Source organism: Bradyrhizobium sp. USDA 241, from assembly GCF_049739505.1.
Classification (GTDB): Bacteria; Pseudomonadota; Alphaproteobacteria; order Rhizobiales; family Xanthobacteraceae; genus Bradyrhizobium; species Bradyrhizobium liaoningense.
Genome location: NZ_JBMGPZ010000005.1, coordinates 2,891,620 through 2,913,299, shown reverse-complemented (window position 1 = coordinate 2,913,299; position 21,680 = coordinate 2,891,620). Strand labels below are relative to the sequence as shown.

27 protein-coding genes and 1 pseudogene are annotated in these 21,680 nt (G+C 63.7%); 15 read left to right on the top strand and 13 right to left on the bottom strand.

The features are described 5' to 3' along the window. The first annotated feature begins 209 nt into the window (after positions 1-209). Together ABIF91_RS35975 and ABIF91_RS35970 are read left to right on the top strand one after the other, a co-directional pair. Positions 210-1,118, top strand: coding sequence for a DUF2189 domain-containing protein (locus tag ABIF91_RS35975; protein ID WP_424579676.1), 909 nt, complete (start codon positions 210-212; stop codon positions 1,116-1,118). Between the two features lie 135 nt (positions 1,119-1,253). Next, on the top strand, positions 1,254-2,078 hold the full coding sequence (locus tag ABIF91_RS35970) for a lytic murein transglycosylase (RefSeq protein ID WP_424579675.1): 825 nt from the start codon (positions 1,254-1,256) through the stop codon (positions 2,076-2,078). An 83-nt stretch (positions 2,079-2,161) separates the two neighbouring features. On the opposite strand, the gene ABIF91_RS35965 is transcribed toward ABIF91_RS35970, so the two are convergent. Then, on the bottom strand, positions 2,162-2,485 hold the full coding sequence (locus tag ABIF91_RS35965) for a hypothetical protein (protein WP_028180830.1): 324 nt from the start codon (positions 2,483-2,485) through the stop codon (positions 2,162-2,164). Positions 2,486-3,049: 564 nt separating this feature from the next. Between ABIF91_RS35965 and ABIF91_RS35960 the strand changes: the two genes are divergently transcribed. From ABIF91_RS35960 to ABIF91_RS35940, 5 genes and pseudogenes are all read left to right on the top strand, one after another. After that, a complete protein-coding gene (locus ABIF91_RS35960; protein WP_007590701.1) occupies positions 3,050-3,202 on the top strand; it encodes a DUF1127 domain-containing protein in 153 nt (50 codons plus the stop codon). Between the two features lie 124 nt (positions 3,203-3,326). Further along, positions 3,327-4,754: a methylenetetrahydrofolate--tRNA-(uracil(54)-C(5))-methyltransferase (FADH(2)-oxidizing) TrmFO gene (gene trmFO / locus ABIF91_RS35955; protein ID WP_028180831.1), complete on the top strand. Its 1,428-nt coding sequence runs from the start codon at positions 3,327-3,329 to the stop codon at positions 4,752-4,754. Positions 4,755-4,761: 7 nt separating this feature from the next. Next, complete coding sequence (locus ABIF91_RS35950) at positions 4,762-5,856, top strand: AMP-binding enzyme (RefSeq protein WP_028180832.1); 1,095 nt, start codon at positions 4,762-4,764, stop codon at positions 5,854-5,856. Between the two features lie 94 nt (positions 5,857-5,950). Further along, a complete protein-coding gene (locus tag ABIF91_RS35945) occupies positions 5,951-6,508 on the top strand; it encodes a CAP domain-containing protein (RefSeq protein ID WP_035677946.1) in 558 nt (185 codons plus the stop codon). A gap of 78 nt (positions 6,509-6,586) precedes the next feature. Further along, positions 6,587-7,429 (top strand): annotated as a pseudogene (locus tag ABIF91_RS35940) (aminotransferase class V-fold PLP-dependent enzyme); the annotation flags it as partial. A gap of 111 nt (positions 7,430-7,540) precedes the next feature. On the opposite strand, the gene tnpC reads toward ABIF91_RS35940, so the two are convergent. From tnpC to ABIF91_RS35895, 9 genes are all read right to left on the bottom strand, one after another. Beyond that, positions 7,541-9,085 (bottom strand): IS66 family transposase, encoded by a 1,545-nt coding sequence (gene tnpC / locus ABIF91_RS35935; protein ID WP_224517700.1) that lies wholly within the window; start codon positions 9,083-9,085, stop codon positions 7,541-7,543. A gap of 803 nt (positions 9,086-9,888) precedes the next feature. After that, positions 9,889-11,018, bottom strand: a protein-coding gene (locus tag ABIF91_RS35930) for an IS3-like element ISRj2 family transposase (RefSeq protein ID WP_129557670.1) whose coding sequence is annotated in 2 segments (ribosomal slippage) — positions 9,889-10,766 and positions 10,766-11,018 — 1,131 coding nt in all. Because the reading frame shifts where the segments join, the coding sequence is not laid out codon by codon here. Between the two features lie 175 nt (positions 11,019-11,193). After that, a complete protein-coding gene (locus ABIF91_RS35925) occupies positions 11,194-11,610 on the bottom strand; it encodes a hypothetical protein (RefSeq protein ID WP_028182190.1) in 417 nt (138 codons plus the stop codon). Further along, positions 11,600-12,277 carry an RAD52 family DNA repair protein gene (locus ABIF91_RS35920; RefSeq protein WP_050994871.1) on the bottom strand — a complete coding sequence of 226 codons (678 nt, stop codon included), beginning with the start codon at positions 12,275-12,277 and terminating at the stop codon, positions 11,600-11,602. The genes ABIF91_RS35925 and ABIF91_RS35920 overlap by 11 nt, the downstream gene beginning before the upstream one ends. A 12-nt stretch (positions 12,278-12,289) precedes the next feature. Next, positions 12,290-12,754, bottom strand: a complete 465-nt coding sequence (locus ABIF91_RS35915) for a hypothetical protein (protein ID WP_028182189.1) — start codon at positions 12,752-12,754, stop codon at positions 12,290-12,292. Between the two features lie 10 nt (positions 12,755-12,764). Further along, positions 12,765-13,265, bottom strand: a complete 501-nt coding sequence (locus tag ABIF91_RS35910) for a siphovirus Gp157 family protein (protein ID WP_050994873.1) — start codon at positions 13,263-13,265, stop codon at positions 12,765-12,767. Further along, positions 13,262-13,462 carry a hypothetical protein gene (locus ABIF91_RS35905; RefSeq protein WP_155252146.1) on the bottom strand — a complete coding sequence of 67 codons (201 nt, stop codon included), beginning with the start codon at positions 13,460-13,462 and terminating at the stop codon, positions 13,262-13,264. Before ABIF91_RS35905 ends, ABIF91_RS35910 begins: the two co-directional genes overlap by 4 nt. Next, positions 13,440-13,679, bottom strand: coding sequence for a hypothetical protein (locus ABIF91_RS35900; RefSeq protein ID WP_424579674.1), 240 nt, complete (start codon positions 13,677-13,679; stop codon positions 13,440-13,442). The genes ABIF91_RS35905 and ABIF91_RS35900 overlap by 23 nt, the downstream gene beginning before the upstream one ends. Before the next feature lie 5 nt (positions 13,680-13,684). Then, a complete protein-coding gene (locus ABIF91_RS35895) occupies positions 13,685-13,900 on the bottom strand; it encodes a hypothetical protein (RefSeq protein ID WP_028152704.1) in 216 nt (71 codons plus the stop codon). A 216-nt stretch (positions 13,901-14,116) separates the two neighbouring features. Here ABIF91_RS35895 and ABIF91_RS35890 point away from each other — a divergent pair, with 216 nt between their 5' ends. The 4 genes from ABIF91_RS35890 to ABIF91_RS35875 all read left to right on the top strand — a co-directional run bounded on the left by ABIF91_RS35890 (position 14,117) and on the right by ABIF91_RS35875 (position 15,428). Next, entirely contained in the window at positions 14,117-14,485 is a 369-nt protein-coding gene (locus ABIF91_RS35890) for a hypothetical protein (protein ID WP_028152705.1), read from the top strand. A 78-nt stretch (positions 14,486-14,563) separates the two neighbouring features. Further along, positions 14,564-14,953 (top strand): hypothetical protein, encoded by a 390-nt coding sequence (locus ABIF91_RS35885; protein WP_028152706.1) that lies wholly within the window; start codon positions 14,564-14,566, stop codon positions 14,951-14,953. Positions 14,954-14,955: 2 nt separating this feature from the next. Continuing rightward, entirely contained in the window at positions 14,956-15,276 is a 321-nt protein-coding gene (locus ABIF91_RS35880) for a hypothetical protein (protein WP_028182186.1), read from the top strand. An 11-nt stretch (positions 15,277-15,287) separates the two neighbouring features. Then, positions 15,288-15,428, top strand: coding sequence for a hypothetical protein (locus ABIF91_RS35875; protein ID WP_424579673.1), 141 nt, complete (start codon positions 15,288-15,290; stop codon positions 15,426-15,428). 78 nt (positions 15,429-15,506) lie between these two features. On the opposite strand, the gene ABIF91_RS35870 is transcribed toward ABIF91_RS35875, so the two are convergent. Then, positions 15,507-16,636 (bottom strand): IS3-like element ISRj2 family transposase gene (locus ABIF91_RS35870; protein ID WP_129557670.1). Its coding sequence is split into 2 segments (ribosomal slippage): positions 15,507-16,384 and positions 16,384-16,636, totalling 1,131 coding nucleotides; the frame shifts between segments, so codons are not numbered across the junction. On the opposite strand from ABIF91_RS35870, the gene ABIF91_RS35865 reads away from it, so the two are divergent. From ABIF91_RS35865 to ABIF91_RS35855, 3 genes are read left to right on the top strand one after another with little or no spacing between them, the layout of a single operon-like run. Then, positions 16,600-17,514: a DUF2336 domain-containing protein gene (locus ABIF91_RS35865; protein WP_424579672.1), complete on the top strand. Its 915-nt coding sequence runs from the start codon at positions 16,600-16,602 to the stop codon at positions 17,512-17,514. The genes ABIF91_RS35870 and ABIF91_RS35865 overlap by 37 nt on opposite strands. Beyond that, entirely contained in the window at positions 17,511-17,840 is a 330-nt protein-coding gene (locus ABIF91_RS35860; protein WP_284279662.1) for a PilZ domain-containing protein, read from the top strand. The genes ABIF91_RS35865 and ABIF91_RS35860 overlap by 4 nt, the downstream gene beginning before the upstream one ends. Positions 17,841-17,898: 58 nt before the next feature. Further along, a complete protein-coding gene (locus tag ABIF91_RS35855) occupies positions 17,899-19,008 on the top strand; it encodes an HD-GYP domain-containing protein (RefSeq protein ID WP_028181669.1) in 1,110 nt (369 codons plus the stop codon). A 362-nt stretch (positions 19,009-19,370) separates the two neighbouring features. Here ABIF91_RS35855 and ABIF91_RS35850 read toward each other — a convergent pair whose 3' ends face one another. Next, positions 19,371-20,048, bottom strand: coding sequence for a nitroreductase (locus ABIF91_RS35850; protein ID WP_028180753.1), 678 nt, complete (start codon positions 20,046-20,048; stop codon positions 19,371-19,373). Between the two features lie 120 nt (positions 20,049-20,168). Here ABIF91_RS35850 and ABIF91_RS35845 point away from each other — a divergent pair, with 120 nt between their 5' ends. Then, the gene (locus ABIF91_RS35845) at positions 20,169-21,131 is read left to right on the top strand and encodes an alpha/beta hydrolase (protein ID WP_028180754.1); all 963 of its coding nucleotides are present in this window, start codon (positions 20,169-20,171) and stop codon (positions 21,129-21,131) included. A gap of 7 nt (positions 21,132-21,138) precedes the next feature. Here the strand turns inward: ABIF91_RS35845 and ABIF91_RS35840 are convergent, their stop codons facing one another. Then, positions 21,139-21,603 carry a cupin domain-containing protein gene (locus ABIF91_RS35840; RefSeq protein ID WP_028180755.1) on the bottom strand — a complete coding sequence of 155 codons (465 nt, stop codon included), beginning with the start codon at positions 21,601-21,603 and terminating at the stop codon, positions 21,139-21,141. Between the last annotated feature and the right edge of the window lie 77 nt (positions 21,604-21,680).

Below are 21,680 nucleotides of genomic sequence, written 5' to 3'. Positions count from 1 at the left end.
CAGAATGGCGTCGTTGTGGTTGCGGCGCGGCATCGAATTTCACCCAAGCATCAGGGACAGGACTTGGACTTGGGAGTATGGTTGGCGTTCAGCTCGCGATGCCAGCCGGAATTCGCGTGTGGTCGGGATCGCGAGATTTCAGAGAATGGCGGCCGCTTGCGCCGTTTGCCGGCGCCGGTCTTGGCTGCCTGGCAAGGGAGCTAGCGACCATGGCCACACTCTACCAGGGCAATGTTCCTACGATGGGCCAGCCCGCGGATGCGGCTGGACCAGTGATCCGAACCATCCGACTGTCCGATCTGCAGGACGCGCTCAGGCGCGGCTGGGAAGACTTCAAGGCCGTTCCGAGCCACGCCATCATCCTGTGCCTGATCTACCCGGTGCTCGGCCTCGTGCTCGCCCGCGTGGTGATGGGCTATTCGGTGCTGTCGCTGTTGTTTCCACTGGCTGCCGGTTTCGCGCTGATCGGGCCCTTCGCGGCGCTCGGACTTTACGAGCTCTCCAGCCGGCGCGAGCGCTATGAACCGGCCAGCGCCTGGGATGCCCTGGAGGTGCTGCGCTCGCCTTCGTTCGGTGCGATGCTGGGCCTCGGCACGTTACTGCTCGCCCTGCTCGTCACTTGGGTCGCGACCGCGCAGGCGATCTACATCGCAGCGTTCGGCTACGAGGGCGTGACCGGACTCTCGGACTTCGTGACGCGCGTGCTGACGACTCAACAGGGCTGGTGGCTGATCGCGGTTGGCTGCGGCACCGGCTTCCTGTTCGCGCTCGCCGCGCTCTGCATCAGCGTCGTGTCGTTCCCCTTGATGCTCGACCGTCATGCCGGCGCATTCGAGTCGATGGTGACGTCGCTGCGGGTCGTCGCAAAAAACCCCGTGCCGATGGCGGCGTGGGGCTTCATTGTGGCGGTGCTGCTCGCGCTCGGCACAATACCGGCCTTCCTCGGCCTTGCCGTGGTGATCCCGCTGCTCGGCCATGCCACGTGGCACCTCTACCGCAAGGTGATCGTCTCGGAGCCCGGGGCGCGCCCGGTGCCGCCCCCGCCGCATCGTCCGCGCAAGCCAGCCGCCGACTTCCCGGCCAACCTCTTCCCCTGGCGCAATCGGACCGACGCCTGACGATATCGTGACATGCGATCCTGCCTTGCCCTGGCTCGGGCAGGATCGCATGCTGCTGTGCGCCTTGCTTTGGCCGCGGTTCCGACCGAGATTGCGCCGACCGGTCAGATCGCTTCATGGAATTCATTTACACGAATGACCCCGACGATTTCTCGTCTTGCTCTCGCAGCCTTCGCCCTCTCCGCTGCAATCCTGTCAGCCCAGCCAGCGCTCGCTGCTGTTGCCTGCGGCTCGGGCAATTTCGACGCCTGGCTTGCGGATTTCAAAACCGACGCTGCGGCGAAAGGCATCTCGCAGCAGGCCATCACCACCGGGCTTGCCGGCGTGACGCTCGATCAGAGCGTCCTCAACCGCGACCGCTCGCAAAAGGTCTTCACCCAGTCCTTCGAGGAGTTTTCCGGCCGCATGGTGCCGCCACGCATGCAGCGCGGCTCCAACATGATGAAGCAATACGGCTCGGTGCTGTCGCGCATCGAGCAGGCCTATGGGGTGCCCGGCGAGATCCTGGTTGCGATCTGGGGTTTGGAGACCGATTTCGGCGTCAACACCGGCAAGTTCGCGACGATCCGCTCGCTGGCAACGCTCGCCTATGACTGCCGCCGCTCCGAGCAGCTTCGCGCCGAGCTGATGGATGCGCTGCGCATCGTCCAGCGCGGCGATCTCGCCCCGGCCGACATGAAGGGCGCCTGGGCCGGTGAGCTCGGCCAGACCCAGTTCATGCCGTCATCCTGGATGAAATATGCCGTCGATTTCGACGGCAATGGCAAGCGCGATCTCCTGCATAACGCGCCCGACGTGCTCGCCTCCACCGCCAACTATCTCGCCGGCTATGGCTGGCAACGAGGCAAGGATTGGCAGCCGGGCAGTCCGAATTTTGCGGTGCTTCAGCAATGGAACAAGAGCGAGGTCTATTCCAAGACCATCGCTTATTTCGCCACCCAGCTGGCGCGCGCCCCTTAGACCCTCGGACAAGCGAGTAAGGGCCGATCGCGCAGCGATCGGCCCTTTCTTCGATGCGCTGACTTCTCAGCTTTTATTTGGTTCTATTTGGCCATGGTGGCCTGCATCGCCTTGTTCAGATGCGCACCGCACACACCCATCTTGCCGTTGAGCAGCGCGTCCTGCGCCGCCGCGATTTCCTTCTGCGCGACGAACTTGCCGTCGCCGTCGGCCATGTTCTCGATCGCGGTCTCCGTCTTCTCCAGATTCGTCCCGCTGCAGCCGCCCGCGGCGTGCTTGGCGGCCTCAGCCGGCGCAACGGCGAACGCGACGGCAGCAATTGCGATAACCCCGAGTAACTTCGACATGACGTTACCTTCCTTCTTGTTCCTTGCACAGACCAGCGACATTGCCGGATTCTGCGGCATGACTTTCATCTAGGCGCGTCAACTTGTCGCAATAAATTCTCCGCGAGAATTGCGTGATGTTGCGCATGGCACAGAGCGGCATGCAGAAATTCTGTTCTTCATGACAGCCTTGTAATGAAGACTGCGCGCAAAGCGTGCATTCAGCGCGCCGGGCGTTTATCGGTCGAAAGCGATAAGCATCCAGGCGGATCCACAGCAGATATGAATGAATATAAATTCATATTTTTTGTTCCAGACACATGCGAATCGCGCATGTGTGACTTGGGTTCAGTAGCTAGTTCGGGTCCTTGGCAGGTCCAGGAAACGCAACATATTTCCTGGCGCATCCAGCTCACGCTGCCGCCATAAGTCCGTGAATTCACGGATATTTGTTGCTCGTTGCACGAGACTGTGCCCGCTGCTTGGGCGGGAGCGCCTTCGGGTTAATCGTTCGTTACAGGCGCTATGCGCCATGCGCTTAGCTGCATCGCAACATAGGAACTTTCGCACTGCACTACTCCCATCTATATTCACTTCAACGATGAGGCTCGGGCAAGGGCTGAATCGAACTACAGGAGACTACCAATGCTGCTCTCGCTCATCCGCATGATCCAGGCCTTCCGGGACTATCAGCGCAATGTTGCCGAGCTGTCCCAGCTCAGCGATCGCGAACTGGCCGATATCGGCCTCGATCGCTCGGACATCCCGCGCGTTGCCGCCGGTCAGTATCAGGGCTGATAATTTCAGCCCCAACCGGACGACCCGATAGCGCCCGCTTCGTGCGGGCGTTGTCGTCTCTGGTGACAGAAAACTCGATCTCGGCGATTCCACTCTCCGCCGAAAAGCGCTACCTGTCCGTCCCATGACAGGACCCCAATCCAACATCGTCCACGTGATCGGCGCCGGTCTCGCCGGCTCTGAGGCTGCCTGGCAGGTGGCGAAATCCGGCGTGCCGGTGGTGCTGCACGAGATGCGGCCGACCCGCATGACGGAGGCGCACCGCACTGACGGGCTCGCCGAGCTCGTCTGCTCCAATTCATTCCGCTCGGACGACGCCGCCAACAACGCCGTCGGCCTCCTGCATGCGGAGATGCGCCGGCTCGACTCGCTGATCATGCGCGCGGCCGATGCCAACCAGGTGCCCGCCGGCGGCGCACTCGCGGTCGACCGCGACGGCTTCTCGGCGGCCGTCACAAAGGCGCTGAAAGACCATCCCCTGATCGAGATCGCCCGTGGCGAGGTCGCAGGCCTGCCGCCGGCCGACTGGAGCAACGTCATCATTGCCACCGGCCCCCTCACCTCCGCGCCGCTGGCCGACGCCATCCGCGAGCTGACCGACGAGAACGCGCTCGCCTTCTTCGATGCCATCGCGCCGATCGTGCACCGCGAGTCCATCGACATGTCGGTGGCCTGGTTCCAGTCGCGCTACGACAAGGTCGGCCCCGGCGGCAATGGCGCCGACTACATCAACTGTCCGATGACAAAGGAGCAGTATGACAGCTTCGTCGCCGCGCTGATGGCCGGCGAGAAGACCGAATTCAAGGAATGGGAGACCAACACGCCCTATTTCGACGGCTGCCTGCCGATCGAGGTGATGGCGGAGCGCGGCCCCGAGACGCTGCGCCATGGTCCCATGAAGCCCGTCGGCCTCACCAATCCGCACGATCCCGCCACGAAGGCTTATGCGATCGTGCAGCTCCGTCAGGACAACAAGCTCGGCACGCTCTACAACATCGTCGGCTTCCAGACGAAATTGAAGTATGGCGAGCAGCAGCGCATCTTCCGCACCATTCCCGGTCTGGAGAAGGCCGAATTCGCCCGCCTCGGCGGCCTGCATCGCAACACCTTCCTGAATTCGCCGAAGCTGCTCGACACCCAGTTGCGGCTGCGCGCACAGCCGCGTCTGCGCTTTGCCGGCCAGATGACGGGCTGCGAGGGCTATGTGGAATCCGCCAGCGTCGGCTTGATCGCCGGTCTCTATGCGGCAGCGCAGGCACGCGGCGAGACGCTTGTCAGTACACCTGGCACGACCGCGCTCGGATCGCTGCTCGGCCACATCACCGGCGGTCATCTCGAGACCATTGAGCCGGGCACACGGTCGTTCCAGCCGATGAACGTCAATTTCGGCCTGTTCCCGCCGCTCACGACGGTACCGACGAAGAAGCCCGATGGCACGCGATTGCGCGGCAACGAGAAGACGGTGGCCAAGAAGCAGGCGCTGAGCGCACGGGCGCTCGCCGATCTCGATCGCTGGATCGCCGATCACCTTCGCATTGCCGCCGCCGCATGAGTTTTCGATGAGCCTCCCCAAAGACGACGCCGCAGAGCTGTCGGCGCGCTGGACCGAAGGCGTGCTGCTCAAGCGCGACGTGTTCTCGACCGTCGAGCGCGGCCGCTTCCGCACCGAGAGCGGCGAGACCGACGCGGTGCTGCGCCGGCTCGACGAGGTGCCATGGTGGTCGTTTCCGCTGGCACGCCATCTGTTCGCCCGCGAGAAACATGCGCTGGTGCGCGCCAAAGGCCTCAACGTCGGTCCCGAGCTGCTGTGGGCCGGACGCCGCGCGCTGGTGCGCGGCTTCGTCGACGGCGTCGCGCTGCATCTGGCAAAACCGCATGGCGATCTCGCCTATTTCCGCTCGGCCAAGGCCGCACTGCGCCGGCTGCGCCGCGCCGGTATCTGCCACAACGATCTCGCCAAGGAGCAGAACTGGCTGGCCGGCCGCGACGGCCGCGCCTACGTGACCGATTTTCAGCTTGCCGCGTGCTTCAACCGTCGCGGCCGGCTCTATCGCATCCTGGCCTATGAAGACCTGCGGCATCTGCTGAAGCACAAGCGCTCCTACGCGCCGGAGGCGCTGACGCCGCGGGAGCGGAAGATCCTGGCGAAGAAGTCGTTCGCCGCGCGCCTGTGGCTCGCCACCGGCAAGAAGGTCTATCGCGCCATCACCCGCGGCCTGTTCAACTTCACCGACCGCGAGGGCGGCGGCCGCCGGCTCGTCAACGACGCGCCGGTGCTCGCCGAGCTGATCCGCCGGAATCCTGCCGTGCGCGATACCGCCATCGTCGCCTTTGCCGACCGCCGCTCCGGCGTCGGGCTCTATGCCTTCGTCGAAGCCGATCAGGCCGCGCTCGAAGGCCAGCTCCGCAGCGAGCTTGCCGCCGCCAAGGGACCGAAGCCGCCCGAGCACATCCAGATCGTGCACGCCTTGCCGCGCAACGCGAGCGGCGCGCCGCGCACCGAGGTCCTGCAACTGGTCGCCATGAATCAGCTCGACCTGATCGAGCCGATGATGAAGAACGAGCAGGACCGCGCCTTCCTGAAAGACATCCTGGAGCAGCGCAAGAACCTGCGCGACCGCTTCAATTTCGAGGCGAAGCTGCCGGCGGGTTAGCATTGCGGCGTGCCTTGAAGCGTCCACATTGGCGATAGAGAAACGCTTGGATAGCGCAGGGCTGGCAAAGATCATGGGCACTCGGGGGACGATGATGCATCGTGTGATTGGCGGGATGATCGCCGGCCTTCTGCTGCTGGCAGGCGCGCCCGCGATGGCTGACTCGCCGGCCGAGCTGATCTCGAGCTTCCGTCTCAAGCATGGTGAGGTCCGCGTCGTTCGCGATGCCACCCTCGACCGCATCGCCATGGATCAGGCCCGCGCGATGGCGGCGAAGGACGACCTCAGTCACGATGCGCTCGGGCCCTTCAACCGCCGCGTCGCGCCGGCGGGCGCGGGCCGCGCCGCCGAGAACATCGCCTACGGCTACGACAATTTCGAGAAGACGCTGGGACAGTGGATCGACTCGTCCGGGCACCGCAAGAACCTCCTGCTGCACAACGCCTCCCGCGTCGGCATCGCCAGCGCCAAGAATGCCAGCGGCAAGCGCACCTATTGGGCCATGGTGATCGCCGGCGACTACGAGCCGAAGGGCAAGGGTAAGGGCAAGAAGGACAAGGAGCCGCTGGTTGCCGTGAAGCGCGAGGCGGCGCCCGCAACCAAGCCCAAATCCAGCACCTGCACCATCAAGCTGCTCAGCCTCTGCATCTGAGCCAAGACTGCGCCGTCTTGCTCGCAGTCCTCGACGCGTCTAATTCATGCATGAAGATCGCGAGAAGCGGAGGCGTAAGTGATCGACCTCGACCGGATACGCGCCGACACGCCTGCCGCCTCCCGGCTCGCATACCTGCACAATGCGGGTGCGGCTCTGATGCCGGCGCCGGTCGTCGCGGCGATCAAGAGACATATCGACCTGGAAAGCGAAATTGGCGGCTATGCCGCCGCCGACCGTGAGTCCGATCGGCTCGACGCGGTGTATGGCTCGGTGGCGCGTCTGCTCAATGCCGCACCCGACGAGATCGCCCTGGTGGAGAACGCGACGGTTGCCTGGCAGATGGCGTTCTACGCGCTTCCGTTTCGGAAAGGAGATCGGATCCTGACGGCCGAGGCCGAATACGCCGCCAATTATGTCGCCTTTCTTCAGGTCGCGAAGCGAACCGGCGCGACGATCGGTGTCGTGCCTAGCGATGCCAGCGGCGAACTCGACGTGCACGCGCTCGAAGGCATGATCGATGAGCGCACAAAGCTGATCGCCATCACCTGGGTTCCGACCAATGGCGGGCTGGTCAATCCGGCAGCGGCGATCGGCAAGATCGCGCGAGCACATGGTATTCCCTATCTGCTCGACGCCTGTCAGGCGGTCGGCCAGATGGCAGTCGACGTCGATGCCATCGGCTGTGACATGCTGTCGGCCACGGGGCGAAAGTTCCTGCGCGGCCCGCGCGGCACGGGCTTTCTCTACGTCCGCCGGGCTCTACTGCAACAGCTCGAACCACCGATGATCGACCATTTCGCCGCACCCTGGGTCTCGCGGGATGAATATCGGCTCCGCGAAGATGCACGCCGTTTCGAGACCTGGGAGAACAATTATGCGACCCGGCTCGGGCTCGGCGCTGCCGTTGATTATGCACTGTAAGCGACGTTCGCGTCCCACTCGCAAAGGTTTGGCGTGGGGATTGCAGTCTGTTGATCAACGTGTTTGCAAATCGTTGGCGGGGGGTATGGAGGCGGCAACGACGGAGAATTACGAGGTGCGGCCGAACGACCAGGGCAGGAGCTCGTCGATCCGGGACTGCGGGTGACCGGTTGCGATCGCTTTGAGCGTCGCTTTCATCCAGACGTAGGGCTCCACGCTGTTGATTTTGCAGGTGGCGATGAGCGAAGCTATGCGCGCCCATGAACGACCACCTTCGTCGTGACCAGCAAATAAACTATTTTTACGCGTCAGAGTCAGCGGCCTGATTTGATTTTCGACGGGATTGGTGTCCATCTCAACGCAACCATCGTCGAGAAACAAGGTGAGGCCATCCCAATGGTTCAGGAGATAGGCGATCGCCTTGCCCATCTCGCTGCCCGGCGACAGGCGAGCGGCTTGCTCGCGCAGAAACCTCTCGAGTTCAGCGACGAGCGGCCGTGATCGCTCGTTACGGGTCGTTTGCCGAGCCGGGGCGTCGGCGCCACGGATCTCCTTCTCGATCGCATAGAGTGCGGCGATGCGCGCGAGAACGGCTTCGGCGATGGGTGAGCCGGCTTTCGGAGTCGCTGCGATGATCTTGCGCCTTGAGTGGGACCAACATGCGGCCAGCCGCAGCGGCACGCCGCCTTTGCGCTTGGGCCGTGCGAGCCGATGATAGCCCTGGTATCCGTCGACCTGAAGGATGCCGTCGAAGCCCTCGAGGATGCGCTCAGCATGGTCACCACCGCGTCCTGGCGCGTAGTGGTAGACCACGATTGGTGGATCAGCGCCGCCGTGGCCGCGATCGTCGCGCAGGACAGCCCACAGATAGCCGGTCTTCGTTCGGCCCCGGCCCGGATCGAGCACAGGCGCCCTGGTCTCGTCTATGAACAAGCGGCCCGATTGCTTCATCACGACGCTCATGCGCTCGACCAGCGGCGCGAGGTGGAAGGCGACCGTTCCCATCCAGTCTGCCAGAACGGCGCGATCGATGAAGATGCCATGCCGAGCCAGAACCTGCGACTGACGATAGAGTGGCATGTGCTCGCTGAACTTGGCGACCGCCACCTGCGCCAGCAGCGCCTCGGTGGGGATGCCACCCTCCACGAGATGGGCGGGCGCCGGCGCCTGAGCAACACCGGTGCAGCCCTTTGCGCAGGCGTAGCGCGGTCGCACCGTCTCGATCACACGATACTGGGCGGCCATGACATCGAGACGGCGGGAGCGATCCTCGCCGATCTGGACCATCCGGCCGCAGCCGCAGGGACACTCGAGGTTCTCGGGTTCGATCACCTGCTCGATGCGCGGCAGGTGCGCGGGAAAGGCACGGGCAGCGCGCCTGGTCCGGCGGCTGGACGGCGCCGTGCCGGCGCGGCGCGCACGATCGTCCTGGCGTTCCTGGACTTCGGCGATGGCAATCTCGATGTCCTCGAGAACCAGTTGCATCTGATCGGGATTGAACTTCTCCGAGCGTTTACCGAAACGTGCGCGCTCGTACTCCTTCACGAGCAGTTCGAGGCGTTCGACGCTCTCTTTGGACGCAGCCAGTTCACTCTCGACATGAAGGCGCGCCGAGCATTCATCGTCTGCGCGACGACGCTCGGCTTCAATCATCGCTTCCTGCGCGCGGAAGAGCGCGCGCAAATCGGCGGGCAACGCTGCAAGACGGGCGGGATCAATGGGGGACGGCGGCACATCCGCAAGCTATCATCCCAAAGCCCCGCGCGAAACAGGTTGTCGGGTCTGAGTCAGTTCGCCGCAGCTGGCGTCGCGACAATCCGTTCGCCCACTCGCTTCCAGTTCAGCCCTTCAAACGAGGGGATTGAGGAATGTCCCTGATAGTGAGTCTGACGAATCATTTCCGGAGGTGGTCGAGGTTCGGGACCCCCACCATCCTTTGTGGGGGCGCTCATATCGAGTGATTAGGAAGATCGGTCAGCGAGGCCGAGGCATTCCCGCTTCGTATGAAGTTGAGTATCGCGCAGGAAGCAGTCTTCTGATTCAAGCAACCGCAATCGAATATTATGAGCAAGAGGCAAATCAGATTAAGCTGAGTATGGAGGCTCTACTCGAGCTTTTATCGACAGCGGATTGTCCCGACGCACATGAGCATGGATCCAGCCGATCTTTGGTCGACGCTGACGCCCGCGCTCCGACGCCAGATCGTCGAAGACGTCGCCGCAATTTTGGCGGAGATCCCTCATGAAGTCCGAGCTGGTCACACCAAGCCACTTGGCGCGCAAAGCCGTAGTCTACATCCGGCAGTCGACGCCCCATCAGGTCGTAAGCAATCAGGAGAGCCTGCGCCTTTTAAGTGGATTCCTGCCGGGTTATGCTGAACGCGGGGCTTTACGGTTTTGTCGTTGCGTCGGGAGGGCGTAGCCCGACCAGAGCGACGACAAAACCGTCGGCGACGGTCATGCGGCCATCACCATAGCTTGCGTGCCGAAGTAAGCCTCGTCGGGCGTGCGCCCGTCAAGGCTCGAGTGAGGGCGTCCCTGATTGTAGAAGGCCAGATACTTGGCAATTGACGCTCGCGCCTCGGACACGCTGTCGTAGGCGCGGAGATATACTTCTTCGTATTTGACCGTGCGCCAGAGCCGCTCGACAAACACGTTGTCGCGCCAGGCGCCCTTGCCGTCCATGCTGATGGCGATCTTCGCGTCCAGCAGCACATCGGTGAACTCGAGGCTGGTGAACTGGCTGCCCTGATCCGTGTTGAAAATCTCGGGCCTGCCGTGCTTCGCCAACGCCTCCTGGACCGCTTCGACGCAGAAGGCCGCCTCCATTGTGATCGAGACGCGATGGGCCAGGACCCGTCGGCTGAACACATCGACGACCGCCGCGAGATAGACGAAGCCACGCCGCATCGGAATGTAGGTGATGTCCATTGCCCACGCATGGTCGGGCCGCTCGATCTTCAATCCGCGCAACAGGTACGGGTAGATCTTGTGACCCGGAGCCGGCTTGCTCGTGTTCGGGCGACGATAGACCGCCTCGATCCCCATGCGCTTCATCAGCGTCGCGATGTGGCGGCGACCGGCGTATACGCCCTCCCGCCGCAGCAACGATCGCAGCATACGCGCTCCCGCGAAGGGATAATCGAGATGCAGCTCATCGAGCCGACGCATCAAGGCAAGGTCCTCGGCCGAAACTGGCCGAGGTTCATAGTAGACCGTGCTGCGAGCCAGCTTCAGGACCTTCGCCTGGCGCACGATAGAAAGATCATGATCGCGGTCGATCATCGCTTTGCGCTCAGCAGGCCCGCCTTGGTGAGCGCGCCGGACAAAAAATCGTTTTCCAACGCCAGCTCGCCGATCTTGGCATGTAACGCCTTCAAATCGACCGGCGTCTCGGCCGATGTCTTGTCATGCCCAAACACGCCGGCGGCGCCTTCCAGGAGCTGGTTTTTCCAGATCGTGATCTGGTTCGGATGAACATCAAACAGTTGCGCCAGCTCCGCCAGTGTCTTGTCGCCTTTGACCGCAGCCAAAGCAACCTTCGCCTTGAATGCCGGAGAATGCGTCCGGCGGCTCTTCTTCGTCATCTTCGCTCCTGATTCGCAGCAAGAATCCTCGCCGCTGTCAGGCAGAAAATCCACTCAAGCTACTGTCCGAATTTGCGGGGCCAGCTCTGCCAGTCACCTGACTGACGCTGCGTCAGCCCGTCCTTCTTGACCTCCAGCGAGATCGTGTTGCGGCGTGCGAGGTCGGAGAGGTCCATCACGTCACCTTCTTCTTCATCTGCTTCGCGATGCGCTCCGCGAGCAGCTTGATGAGATTGATCTCGGGCGCGATCTGCTGCGCCAGGCTTGGCGCTGCCGCCTCGACCGGCATCTTCTCGGGCATCGTCGGCTTCGGCATCTGCTGGCTGGTGGTGCGCAGCGCGTTGCACTTTGGGCAGCGATGCTCGCGGCGCACCCGGCCGATGAACCAGCCGCGCGGCACCAGCCTGCGACGCACGAACTGGATTTCAACGGCATCCTGATCGCGCTCAGAGGTCGCCGGTCTCGCATGGGTATTGTACGGGAGCCGCTCCTCCGTGCCGCACGGGCAGCGCACGATGATGCCGCGCGACAGCTTGTTGTCCTCGCCGAACACCATCGGTGCATGTCCGAATGCCTGCGCCTCATGCGTCATGGGCGGCTCCTCCGAGCTGTTCGGCCTTCGCCATCACGAGCGCCTTGAGCATCTCGACCTCCTCGTCGCTCAGCTCGTAGCGGCGGCGCGCCGCCCTCTGCCCGTCGCTCCTCCACCACTCGCCCAGCTGCTCGCGGCTGGTGAACTCGTTGGCGATGGTGGCCTTGAGGTGCTCGATGAACTCGGCGCGCTTGGAGGCCAGAGCCTGCCGACGGCGCAGCTCGCTCTCGTCCACCACGTTGAGCTGCTCCTTGTCGTAGAGCGCGAGGCCGAACGGATTGCCGAACGTCATGAGCGCGCGCTTCATCGCGTCGGTCTCGGCTTCCTTGATCGCGCTCTCGTGGGCGAGACCACGGTCGCGGTCGATGCCGTGACCGGAGCCGCAGCCCTCACGCACCACGTCACCCACGGTGACGCGGACCTTGCAGACGTAGGTCACGCCGAAGCCCGGCAGCTTGTTCTCGCCGATCTCGCGCTCGTAGTCCGCGACGACGGTGGCGAAGATGGTTTCGCGCTGCCAGCCGTCGTAGCCGAAGATGCGGTTGGCTTCGGCGATCACCTGCCAGCCCTCGATGTAGGAGAACTGGCGGCCTCCCTGCTTGCGCTCCTTGACGTAGGCACGATTGAGCGGGGCGTTCAGGCTGTCTTTCTGATCATCGCTGAGCATCACGTCGCCCCCTCACTGCTTCGGACCTTCAAGGTGGCGCAGATCGTGGTAGCCCTTGATCACGAGGCTCGCGATCAGCTTGCTGAGCCGCGTGTTGCCATCGTCGCCGGAGCGCGCGAGCTTCTCGATGGTGTTGGCCATGTTGAGGATCATGGTCTGCTGGTCGGAGAGCGTCTGCTGCAGCTCCACCCGCGCGGCGCGCTCATCCTCCAGCAACTTCAGCATCCCCTCGACATCGCTCTTGAGGCGGCTGTTGTCGGAGCGGTTGCCGGTGTTCGGCAGGTTGCCATAGGCCTCGCGACGCAGATTGCCGACCGAGTTGAGCGGCAGCTTCAGCTCGCGGGCGACGCGGGCGTCGTCCCAACCGTCAGCATATTTGCAGGTGGTGTCATCAACCCTGACAATCACCTCACGCAGCTTGTCGTTGATGCGAATGTATTCAAGACGATGGATGCGAACCGGGTTTTTCTTTCCCATAAGTTTTCTCCTACTTCACGGTGACGACGACAGAGGGCGGGGAGTTCGAGAGCGCGAGGCCGGGCAGCTCGCGGCCCGCCTTCAGCGCGTCCTTGATCTTGGTCCGGTCGGGCTTGCGCTCGATCTTGACGAGATCGTCCGGCAGCGAGTCGGCATCGGGTTCGCCGACGAGCTGCGGCGTGTTGTTGCGCAGGAAGACGGTGCCTTCCGGCAGCTCGACCTTGCGCAGGTTCGCCGCATCCAAGATCGACAGCATCAGCGCGCGCGTGAACTCGACGCGCCGCTCGAACCGCTGCGCGCGCGCCTTGAGGTCGTCCTGGCGCGCCTTGGTCGCGGCGCTCATCGCCTTCGCGTCCTCGCCCATGCGGATCAGGTCGGTGAGCACATCGGACAGCCCGGTCTCGCCGTCGAGCATGTCGGCGCGCAGCACCTCGTCCGTCGCGATCTCGGGATACTGCCGGATCAGGTTCTCGATCTCGGCGCGGAGCATGTTGGCTTCACGTTCGTTCATCGCTTGATCACTCCCTCCCATTCGGCGCGGTCGAGGACGCTCGACAGGTTGTCGCGGGCGTCCTGCAGGATCAGGAACACGGCGCGGGCCTGCGCCTTGGTCATCTCGTTTTTGAGGATCAGCGCGTCGCTCTGCATACGCAGGACGCGCTGCTCCATTTCGATGGTGGGCGAGCTATGAACCAGCTCCAGTGTCATGGGGCTTCTCCCTGTACGCATCGAGCGCGCGGGAGACCTGACGCAGCGAGTACGTCAGGGCGTCCTTGGTCAGCACCAGCTGGCCTTCGGCCCACGCCTCGAAATCGGGTTGCAGATGCATCGCGTTGACGACACGCAGGATCGCGTCGGCGTGCCACCTGATCTCGTCGAGGCGTGGTCCGATCCGTTGGTCCCACTGGTCGAGGCTGATGCCCATGCGCGTTACTCCAGACCGCGCATGCCCCAGAGACGCGGGTCCGCAATCGCACGACGACGCCGCAGCGCGCGGCTCATCACGACATACGTGGACGCAGGGAATGCCCCTGCGCGACCCGGCCAGTTCTTCGCGGTGTTGATGTTCGTGTCCGTCAGGACCGCCACCTTCGACAAACCGCCGAGGTGATCGACCACTGCCTTCGCGGTCGTCAGTCTGCGCATGCTCGACCTCAGTTCGCAGGCCTGATTGTTATCGAACTCAGTTCGAGTTGCTCACGAAGGCGGAATTGCGGCGGGGATTAAAAGGACGGTCGAGCTAGAAATTCGTACTCATTGCGCAGGCGCATTAAGTGCGATACAACTTCGCGCAGGTTGCATGACCTATGTGTATACCAGTTATAGGTATCTTTCTGCACACACGCGCTGGGGCGAGATTGCATGAAGAAGATCAAGGGCTTCGAGAAGGACGCCGACGCGTACAAGGCGCGGCTGAGACTATTGCGAGAGGTCGTTGCGGCGGGGAGCCAGCAAGTCTTTGCCGACAAGATCGGCATCGACATGAAGCGGTGGAACAATTACGAGCGCGGCTACCCGATCCCGCGCGAAATCGCCTTCCTTCTCAGGGAGAAGCTGAAGGAACCGCTCGCCGAGTGGCTGTGGTGGGGACTGGACAAACACTTATCCCCGCAATTCAGAGCCAGCCTAAAAACCGCCGAGCAGCGTGCAACAGCGCGCGCCAAGGCGGAAGCTGAACTGGCGGCAGCGAAAAAGCAGGTCGAGCTGCTGAAGAAGAAGGTTCGGGCCTAGATCGAACGCAGTTGCGTTTCGTACTGAGTACGAGATACGCTCCCCGCTCTCAACAAGAGAGCAAGGGGGGTTTCGTCCATGGACGCATACGCTCGCCAATCCGACACACACAGAAATGAACGCGACCGCATCGCCGCCCTGCGCGACGAGATCGAGCGGTCGGCCACGCGCATCTATCCGGCGCATCCGCCTGCACCGCAGCAGCCCATGGTGCAGCCACCCACCTACGGCGCGCCGCAGCGCGACGCTATCAATTCGCTGGTCGATAAGGTCGTCGGCGATGTCTGCGACCGCATCGTCGAATTGAAGAAGCAGCTCGACGCCCTGCAGCAGCAAATCTTGGTCGGCGGTGCCGCCACCAAGGTCACGCTCAACGAGCAGATCGACGCCTGCATGCGTGTCAACGACGAGACCACGCGCATCGGCGATGCGGTCGGGGAGATTGCCGACCGGCTGCTGAGGCTGTGACCATGGCGCAGCATGATCCCTTCATGGGCGTCGGCGATGTCGAAGCGCCGACCCCGGCACCAGCCCCGAAGAAGCCCGAGCGCCTGCTGAGCCTCGACGAGCGCAAGGCGCTTAACTGGTTCAAGGCGAACACCCCCGCCAGCTCCAACGCGAAGGGGTTGCCCAAGAGCGAACACCGCGCCGTCCTGATGGCGCGGTGCCTGATCGAGATCAGCCCGGAGCGCAAGCGCTACGACCCCATCAGCTACTCGATCACCGGCAAGGGGATCGAGGAGACCAACCAGCGCCCGGCAGGCGCGCCTGAACCCGTCTACAAGCGTTAGGAGGGCCGCCCGTGAGCAACCGCGACCAGAGCACCGAGACCACCACCAACGAAAACGAACGCACCGACGAGTCTGCCTCCGAGGAGAGCTGGCCCCGGTTGTTTGGACAGCGCCCCGCTGGATTTAAGTGGATTCCTGCCGGGTTATGCTGAACGCGGGGCTTTACGGTTTTGTCGTTGCGTCGGGAGGGCGTAGCCCGACCAGAGCGACGACAAAACCGTCGGCGACGGTCATGCGGCCATCACCATAGCTTGCGTGCCGAAGTAAGCCTCGTCGGGCGTGCGCCCGTCAAGGCTCGAGTGAGGGCGTCCCTGATTGTAGAAGGCCAGATACTTGGCAATTGACGCTCGCGCCTCGGACACGCTGTCGTAGGCGCGGAGATATACTTCTTCGTATTTGACCGTGCGCCAGAGCCGCTCGACAAACACGTTGTCGCGCCAGGCGCCCTTGCCGTCCATGCTGATGGCGATCTTCGCGTCCAGCAGCACATCGGTGAACTCGAGGCTGGTGAACTGGCTGCCCTGATCCGTGTTGAAAATCTCGGGCCTGCCGTGCTTCGCCAACGCCTCCTGGACCGCTTCGACGCAGAAGGCCGCCTCCATTGTGATCGAGACGCGATGGGCCAGGACCCGTCGGCTGAACACATCGACGACCGCCGCGAGATAGACGAAGCCACGCCGCATCGGAATGTAGGTGATGTCCATTGCCCACGCATGGTCGGGCCGCTCGATCTTCAATCCGCGCAACAGGTACGGGTAGATCTTGTGACCCGGAGCCGGCTTGCTCGTGTTCGGGCGACGATAGACCGCCTCGATCCCCATGCGCTTCATCAGCGTCGCGATGTGGCGGCGACCGGCGTATACGCCCTCCCGCCGCAGCAACGATCGCAGCATACGCGCTCCCGCGAAGGGATAATCGAGATGCAGCTCATCGAGCCGACGCATCAAGGCAAGGTCCTCGGCCGAAACTGGCCGAGGTTCATAGTAGACCGTGCTGCGAGCCAGCTTCAGGACCTTCGCCTGGCGCACGATAGAAAGATCATGATCGCGGTCGATCATCGCTTTGCGCTCAGCAGGCCCGCCTTGGTGAGCGCGCCGGACAAAAAATCGTTTTCCAACGCCAGCTCGCCGATCTTGGCATGTAACGCCTTCAAATCGACCGGCGTCTCGGCCGATGTCTTGTCATGCCCAAACACGCCGGCGGCGCCTTCCAGGAGCTGGTTTTTCCAGATCGTGATCTGGTTCGGATGAACATCAAACAGTTGCGCCAGCTCCGCCAGTGTCTTGTCGCCTTTGACCGCAGCCAAAGCAACCTTCGCCTTGAATGCCGGAGAATGCGTCCGGCGGCTCTTCTTCGTCATCTTCGCTCCTGATTCGCAGCAAGAATCCTCGCCGCTGTCAGGCAGAAAATCCACTCAAGCTACTGTCCGAATTTGCGGGGCCAGCTCTGTCCACGGCCGATCTCAAGTCGATCGCGGCATCGAGCGGCGAACGGCAGCAACGCGCGATCGCAGCCCGCGCGCCGATCGATCCGCGGGTGATCGAGACGCTGATCGAAGGCGGCTTCCGCAGCGTTTGTATTGCGCTGATCGCCAATACGGAGGCACGGTTCTCTGACGCCGCCTACGCCGCGCTGGTCGGGAAGTGCCTGACGGATGATGAACTCACGAAGGCGCTGGCGCTCAGGCCGGACACGCCCGACGCGATCATGCGGAAGTTGCTGTCGGCCTTACCGGCTCCGACATCCGGCACAGGGCCGAAGGCGACCGTCTCGCTTCAAGCCGCAGCGGCCGCGCCGATCGTCCCCAAGCTGCCCTGCGCGGCCGCCTATGCCGGCGCGCGGCCGGAGATCGTCGCGCTCAACCGCATCGGCAAGCTCAACGATTCCACGGTGAACCGCTTCGCCATCCGCGGCGAGACCGCCAACCTCGTCACGGCCCTATCGGTGCTTTCGGGGGCTCCCATCGAAATCGTCGAGCATGTTATGACCGACGACGATTGCGAGGGTCTCGTGATGGCCTGCCGTGCCTCGCGGCTGAACTGGCAGACCACGTTGGCCATCTTGGGCAATCGCTGCGGCAGAAGGCTTTCCTTCGCCGAGCGCGAACGCGCGCAGCACATTTTCGAGACACTGCTTCTGTCCACCAGCCAGTGGACGGTGCGTTGGGGGGAAATTGCCGCGAACGCCACGGAGAGCAGTCGGGAACATCGCGGCGCAAAGATGGGGATTAGCCGATGAAATTCGACGGTCGCAAAGCCTCTCGCGTGAAAATGGACCACAGGCAGCCGGTCAACCTCATGGGGTCGGACGGCACCTGGCGACGCCGTTGCGTATTGCTGGACGTGTCGCAAAGCGGCGCCAAGATCGAGGTCGAGGGCACGCTCGACGTGCTCCAGGCCAAGGAGTTCTTCATGCTGCTGTCGTCGACCGGCCTCGCCTACCGGCGCTGCGAACTGGTCTGGATCGACGGCACCACGGCTGGAGTTCACTTCGTTACGGCTGACGGCAAGAAGAAACCTGCAGGCGCACCAGCGCCTGCGCAGACCGCGGTTCAGAGCAAATAGATTCGAACATTCCACCTCGCGTTTGACATTTATACAGTCGCAAAGTGCAGGTCAGATCGTGCAGCACGCGCCAACCAGATCCGGCCCGGTCAATGGTGAGGGCGGCATCCGTCAGACGCGAACGGATCGCCCCTTCCTGCATGTGCTGGCCGACACGTCCGACAAGCTCTCGGGCGTCTGCGCAATCCTCGAAGAGAAATTCACCATTGCCGGCGAGCGACTCGATGCCGATTCCAGGCTGTCGCAGACGCCGGCCGCCATCGTCATCCGCGCGGAGCTGCGCGACGTCGATAACATCGCCGCGATCAAGAAGCGGGCCGGCAAGCTGGCGAAGGCCAGGAAGCGCATCTTCCTGCTCGAGCACGCCTCCCATGTCTGCATCTCGCAAGCCTACGCGCTCGGGGCGACGCTGGTCCTTCCCAGCACGGTCAGCCGGACCAGGCTGCTGGCGGCGCTGGCCGATCCGGCCGACGGTCCATCCACTTCGTCAGGCGACACGTCGCAACCGGACAACGCCGCGACCGCGATCGCATCGATGTTCACGGCTGTGACCCTGGGCCAACCGCTCGACGTCGACGGCACCAAGGAAGCCGGTCGCCAGATTGCCGACCGTATCATCCAGCATGGCCTGACGGAGTGGCTCATGACGGTGCGGCGCCATCACGAAGGAACCTATCAGCATTGCCTGCTCGTGACCGGCGTGGCCATCGACTTCGGACTGAGCCTCGGCGTCGGCAGGACCGACCTGGAACGTCTCTACTCGGCTGCCATGTTCCACGACATCGGCAAGGCGCAGATACCGCTCGCCATCCTCGACAAGCCGGGCCGACTCGATGCCGCCGAACGCGCGCTGATCGAAACGCATCCGGCCGCCGGTTACGAGTTTCTCAAGGGACATGACGGGATCTCGCCGGAGATACTCGATGCCGTTCGCCATCATCACGAATACCTCGACGGGAGCGGTTATCCCGACGCGCTGTGCGCCGAGAGCATTGGCGACATCGTACGAATTCTGACGATCTCGGACATTTTCGCCGCGCTGATCGAGCACCGGCACTACAAGCCGACCATGCCGCGCGCGGAAGCCTACAACATTCTGTGCGGGATGAACGGGAAGCTGGAGAAGGCGCTGGTCCACTCATTCAAGCAGGTCGCGCTCTCGCGGTGAGCGCGGCAGACCGGTCTCGAACGCGGCCTAATGAGTAGCGCGATGGCTGGCGCGGCGCGGGATGGACCGGCAGGCCAGCCCCTCGGCCAGCAGCTTCATGTCCTCGTGCCGGCCGCTGCGTATCAGCCGGCCGAACTCTTTGGGTGTGAAAGGAAGACTTGGATCGTCATCGATCTTGTGCCGGACTCGCGGACCGAAGAACCGTCGAACCAGACTAGCCAGCCGCCGCATGTCAATTCCCTCGCGCCAGCAACAAACCTCTCAGTCCGCACATTGTTCCTCCTGCATCTTCGAGATTGCAAGAGGCCGCTTGGGACTCCGCAGCAAAAATTTCTGCCAGAGAATAATCTCCTCCCGTCGTGCTAGTCGGCAAAACCCACGTAACGCACGAACTCGTGGTTGTGCTCGCGGTCCGAGCGAACGGCGTTCGCGGCAAAGCTGTCGTCGGGATAGCCCATCGCAACGCAGGTCATGATGACCTCGTCCTCCGGAATCCTGGCGACCTCGCGCACGATGTCGGAACGCATGATGCCCTGTCCGTTGATCACGGAGCCGAGGCCGCGGTCCCATGCCGCGAGCACGATGCCGTAGCAGAGCGCGCCGAGATCGAAATGGCAGACCGCGCCGGGATCAAGCACACGGTCGTAGGTCAGGACCAGCGAGACCGGCGCGTCGAACTGGCGGAAGCCGCGCAACACCCAGTCCTGCCGCATCGGCTTGTCGTCGCGCGCGATTCCCATCGCACCGAACAGCTTCTTGGCGATGTCGACCTGCCGCGCGCGGTGCACACCCTGGTACTCGCCGTGGCTGACGATGTCGCGCTTGACCTTGGCGCCACCGACCATCTCCTCCATGTTGCGGCGGCGCACCTCTTCCAGCGGGCTGCCGGTGAGCACGTGGACATGCCAGGGCTGGGTGTTCATCGACGACGGCGCGCGCTTGGCGCTCTCGATGATCGCCTCGATCACCGCGCGCGGCACCGGCTCGTTCCTGAAGCCGCGCACGCTGCGGCGCGACTGGACCAGCGTTTCGAATTCCACCTCGTGAACCTCCCTGCCTCGTTCGTTCCGCCGACATTGCAGCGCGGTGCCGGTTGCCGATGCCGCGCGCAAAACCTATGCTCGCGACCAAGCAAGACCAAGAACCCCGTGAGGACTCAAATGGCCGCGCCGCTCGATCCCGTCATCGCCCAGATCATTCCGCTCATGCCGATGCGCGATCCCGCCACGATGACGCCACAGAGCGCCCGCGATTCCTTGCGCGCACTGGCTGCCTCGCGCGCGGCTATACCGCCCCCGCCCGTCGATACCGTGCGGGACATCAAGGTGAAAGGCGGCGCCGGGCCGCTCGATGCACGCGTCTATCGGGTCGGCACTACGCCGGCACCGACCGTGGTGTTCTTCCATGGCGGCGGCTGGGTCGCGGGCGACCTCGAGACCCACGACCGGCAGGCGCGCAACCTTGCGATCGAGACCGGCGCGGTCGTGGTGTCCGTCGACTATCGCCGCCCGCCCGAGACGCGCTTTCCCGGCGCCTTCGAGGACGCCTTCGCTGCAGTCGGCGACGTCTTCAACCGCGTCGCGGAATTTGGCGGCGATGCAAGGCGCCTCGGCGTTGCCGGCGACAGCGCCGGCGGCAATCTCGCAGCCACCACCGCGATCGCCTGCCGCGATGCCGGCATCAAGCTCGCCGCGCAATTGCTGGTCTATCCCGTGACCGACGTTCTCGGCGCTTACGCCGATGCGCGCGAGAACGCGCGCTATCCCTCACGCACGGAGAACGCGGACGGCTACTTCCTCACGCGCGCCACGATGGAATGGTTTTGCGGCCACTATCTCGCCGATCCCGCTCACGCGACCGACTGGCGTGCCTCGCCGCTGCGCGCCGCATCGCTTGCCGGGCTGGCACCTGCAATCGTGACCACGGCCTGGTTCGATCCCCTGCGCGACGAGGGTGCGGCCTACGCGCGGGCGCTCGAGGCGGCCGGAGTCCGCGTCAAGCACCACGAGGGCCCCGGTCTGATCCACGGCTATTTCGGCATGGGCGACGCCTCCGAGGTCGCGCGCGCCGAGGCGCAGCGCGCACGCGCCGACTTCAAGGCCTTGCTCGCGCGAGGCGCCTGAGGAGGTACTAGCCGCGAGATGCCCGTTGCGCGCCGGTATGCCCCCAGGTCTCGTCCCAGTCCTGACCGGCGGCGTCGACGACGCGGCCGTCGGCTTCGAAGAACTTGTTCGGCACCTGGAAGATCGCGAGGATCAAGGCGCCGTCCGGACACCAGGCGGCGTGGCGGCTGCCCGCCTCGCGCCAGATGAATTCGCCGGCCTTGCATGCGATGCCCTCGGCCGGGCCCTCCTTGTCGACGAGCGCGCCTTCGATCACCCAGCTCTGCTCAATGCCGACATGCTCGTGGTCCGGCAGCACCGATCCCGGTGCAAAGCGCATCAGGGCGGTCATCAGGCCCGTGCGGCGATCGAACAGCAGCGTCTTGGCCTCGCACCCCGGAAAGCGAGTCTTCTGCCAGTCCATGTCCTGGGGCCGAACCAGATGGGAATGCCGATCGGCAGATTCTCCGTCCTTCGGGATCGTGGCGTCCATGACGATGCTCCATCCAGCTAAGCTGATCGAAGCTAGCAGGATCGCGCGGCGGGGTCAGCGAGCAGTGCAACAAGGAT

Bases quoted from the DNA above. Each gene is read 5' to 3' on its own strand.
- ABIF91_RS35975 (WP_424579676.1), top strand. From the start codon at position 210: ATGGCCACACTCTACCAGGGCAATGTTCCTACGATGGGCCAGCCCGCG.
- ABIF91_RS35970 (WP_424579675.1), top strand. From the start codon at position 1,254: ATGACCCCGACGATTTCTCGTCTTGCTCTCGCAGCCTTCGCCCTCTCC.
- ABIF91_RS35965 (WP_028180830.1), bottom strand. From the start codon at position 2,485: ATGCCGCAGAATCCGGCAATGTCGCTGGTCTGTGCAAGGAACAAGAAG.
- ABIF91_RS35960 (WP_007590701.1), top strand. From the start codon at position 3,050: ATGCTGCTCTCGCTCATCCGCATGATCCAGGCCTTCCGGGACTATCAG.
- trmFO (WP_028180831.1), top strand. From the start codon at position 3,327: ATGACAGGACCCCAATCCAACATCGTCCACGTGATCGGCGCCGGTCTC.
- ABIF91_RS35950 (WP_028180832.1), top strand. From the start codon at position 4,762: ATGAGCCTCCCCAAAGACGACGCCGCAGAGCTGTCGGCGCGCTGGACC.
- ABIF91_RS35945 (WP_035677946.1), top strand. From the start codon at position 5,951: ATGCATCGTGTGATTGGCGGGATGATCGCCGGCCTTCTGCTGCTGGCA.
- tnpC (WP_224517700.1), bottom strand. From the start codon at position 9,085: ATGATTGAAGCCGAGCGTCGTCGCGCAGACGATGAATGCTCGGCGCGC.
- ABIF91_RS35925 (WP_028182190.1), bottom strand. From the start codon at position 11,610: ATGACGCATGAGGCGCAGGCATTCGGACATGCACCGATGGTGTTCGGC.
- ABIF91_RS35920 (WP_050994871.1), bottom strand. From the start codon at position 12,277: ATGCTCAGCGATGATCAGAAAGACAGCCTGAACGCCCCGCTCAATCGT.
- ABIF91_RS35915 (WP_028182189.1), bottom strand. From the start codon at position 12,754: ATGGGAAAGAAAAACCCGGTTCGCATCCATCGTCTTGAATACATTCGC.
- ABIF91_RS35910 (WP_050994873.1), bottom strand. From the start codon at position 13,265: ATGAACGAACGTGAAGCCAACATGCTCCGCGCCGAGATCGAGAACCTG.
- ABIF91_RS35905 (WP_155252146.1), bottom strand. From the start codon at position 13,462: ATGACACTGGAGCTGGTTCATAGCTCGCCCACCATCGAAATGGAGCAG.
- ABIF91_RS35900 (WP_424579674.1), bottom strand. From the start codon at position 13,679: ATGGGCATCAGCCTCGACCAGTGGGACCAACGGATCGGACCACGCCTC.
- ABIF91_RS35895 (WP_028152704.1), bottom strand. From the start codon at position 13,900: ATGCGCAGACTGACGACCGCGAAGGCAGTGGTCGATCACCTCGGCGGT.
- ABIF91_RS35890 (WP_028152705.1), top strand. From the start codon at position 14,117: ATGAAGAAGATCAAGGGCTTCGAGAAGGACGCCGACGCGTACAAGGCG.
- ABIF91_RS35885 (WP_028152706.1), top strand. From the start codon at position 14,564: ATGGACGCATACGCTCGCCAATCCGACACACACAGAAATGAACGCGAC.
- ABIF91_RS35880 (WP_028182186.1), top strand. From the start codon at position 14,956: ATGGCGCAGCATGATCCCTTCATGGGCGTCGGCGATGTCGAAGCGCCG.
- ABIF91_RS35865 (WP_424579672.1), top strand. From the start codon at position 16,600: ATGCCGGAGAATGCGTCCGGCGGCTCTTCTTCGTCATCTTCGCTCCTG.
- ABIF91_RS35860 (WP_284279662.1), top strand. From the start codon at position 17,511: ATGAAATTCGACGGTCGCAAAGCCTCTCGCGTGAAAATGGACCACAGG.
- ABIF91_RS35845 (WP_028180754.1), top strand. From the start codon at position 20,169: ATGGCCGCGCCGCTCGATCCCGTCATCGCCCAGATCATTCCGCTCATG.
- ABIF91_RS35840 (WP_028180755.1), bottom strand. From the start codon at position 21,603: ATGGACGCCACGATCCCGAAGGACGGAGAATCTGCCGATCGGCATTCC.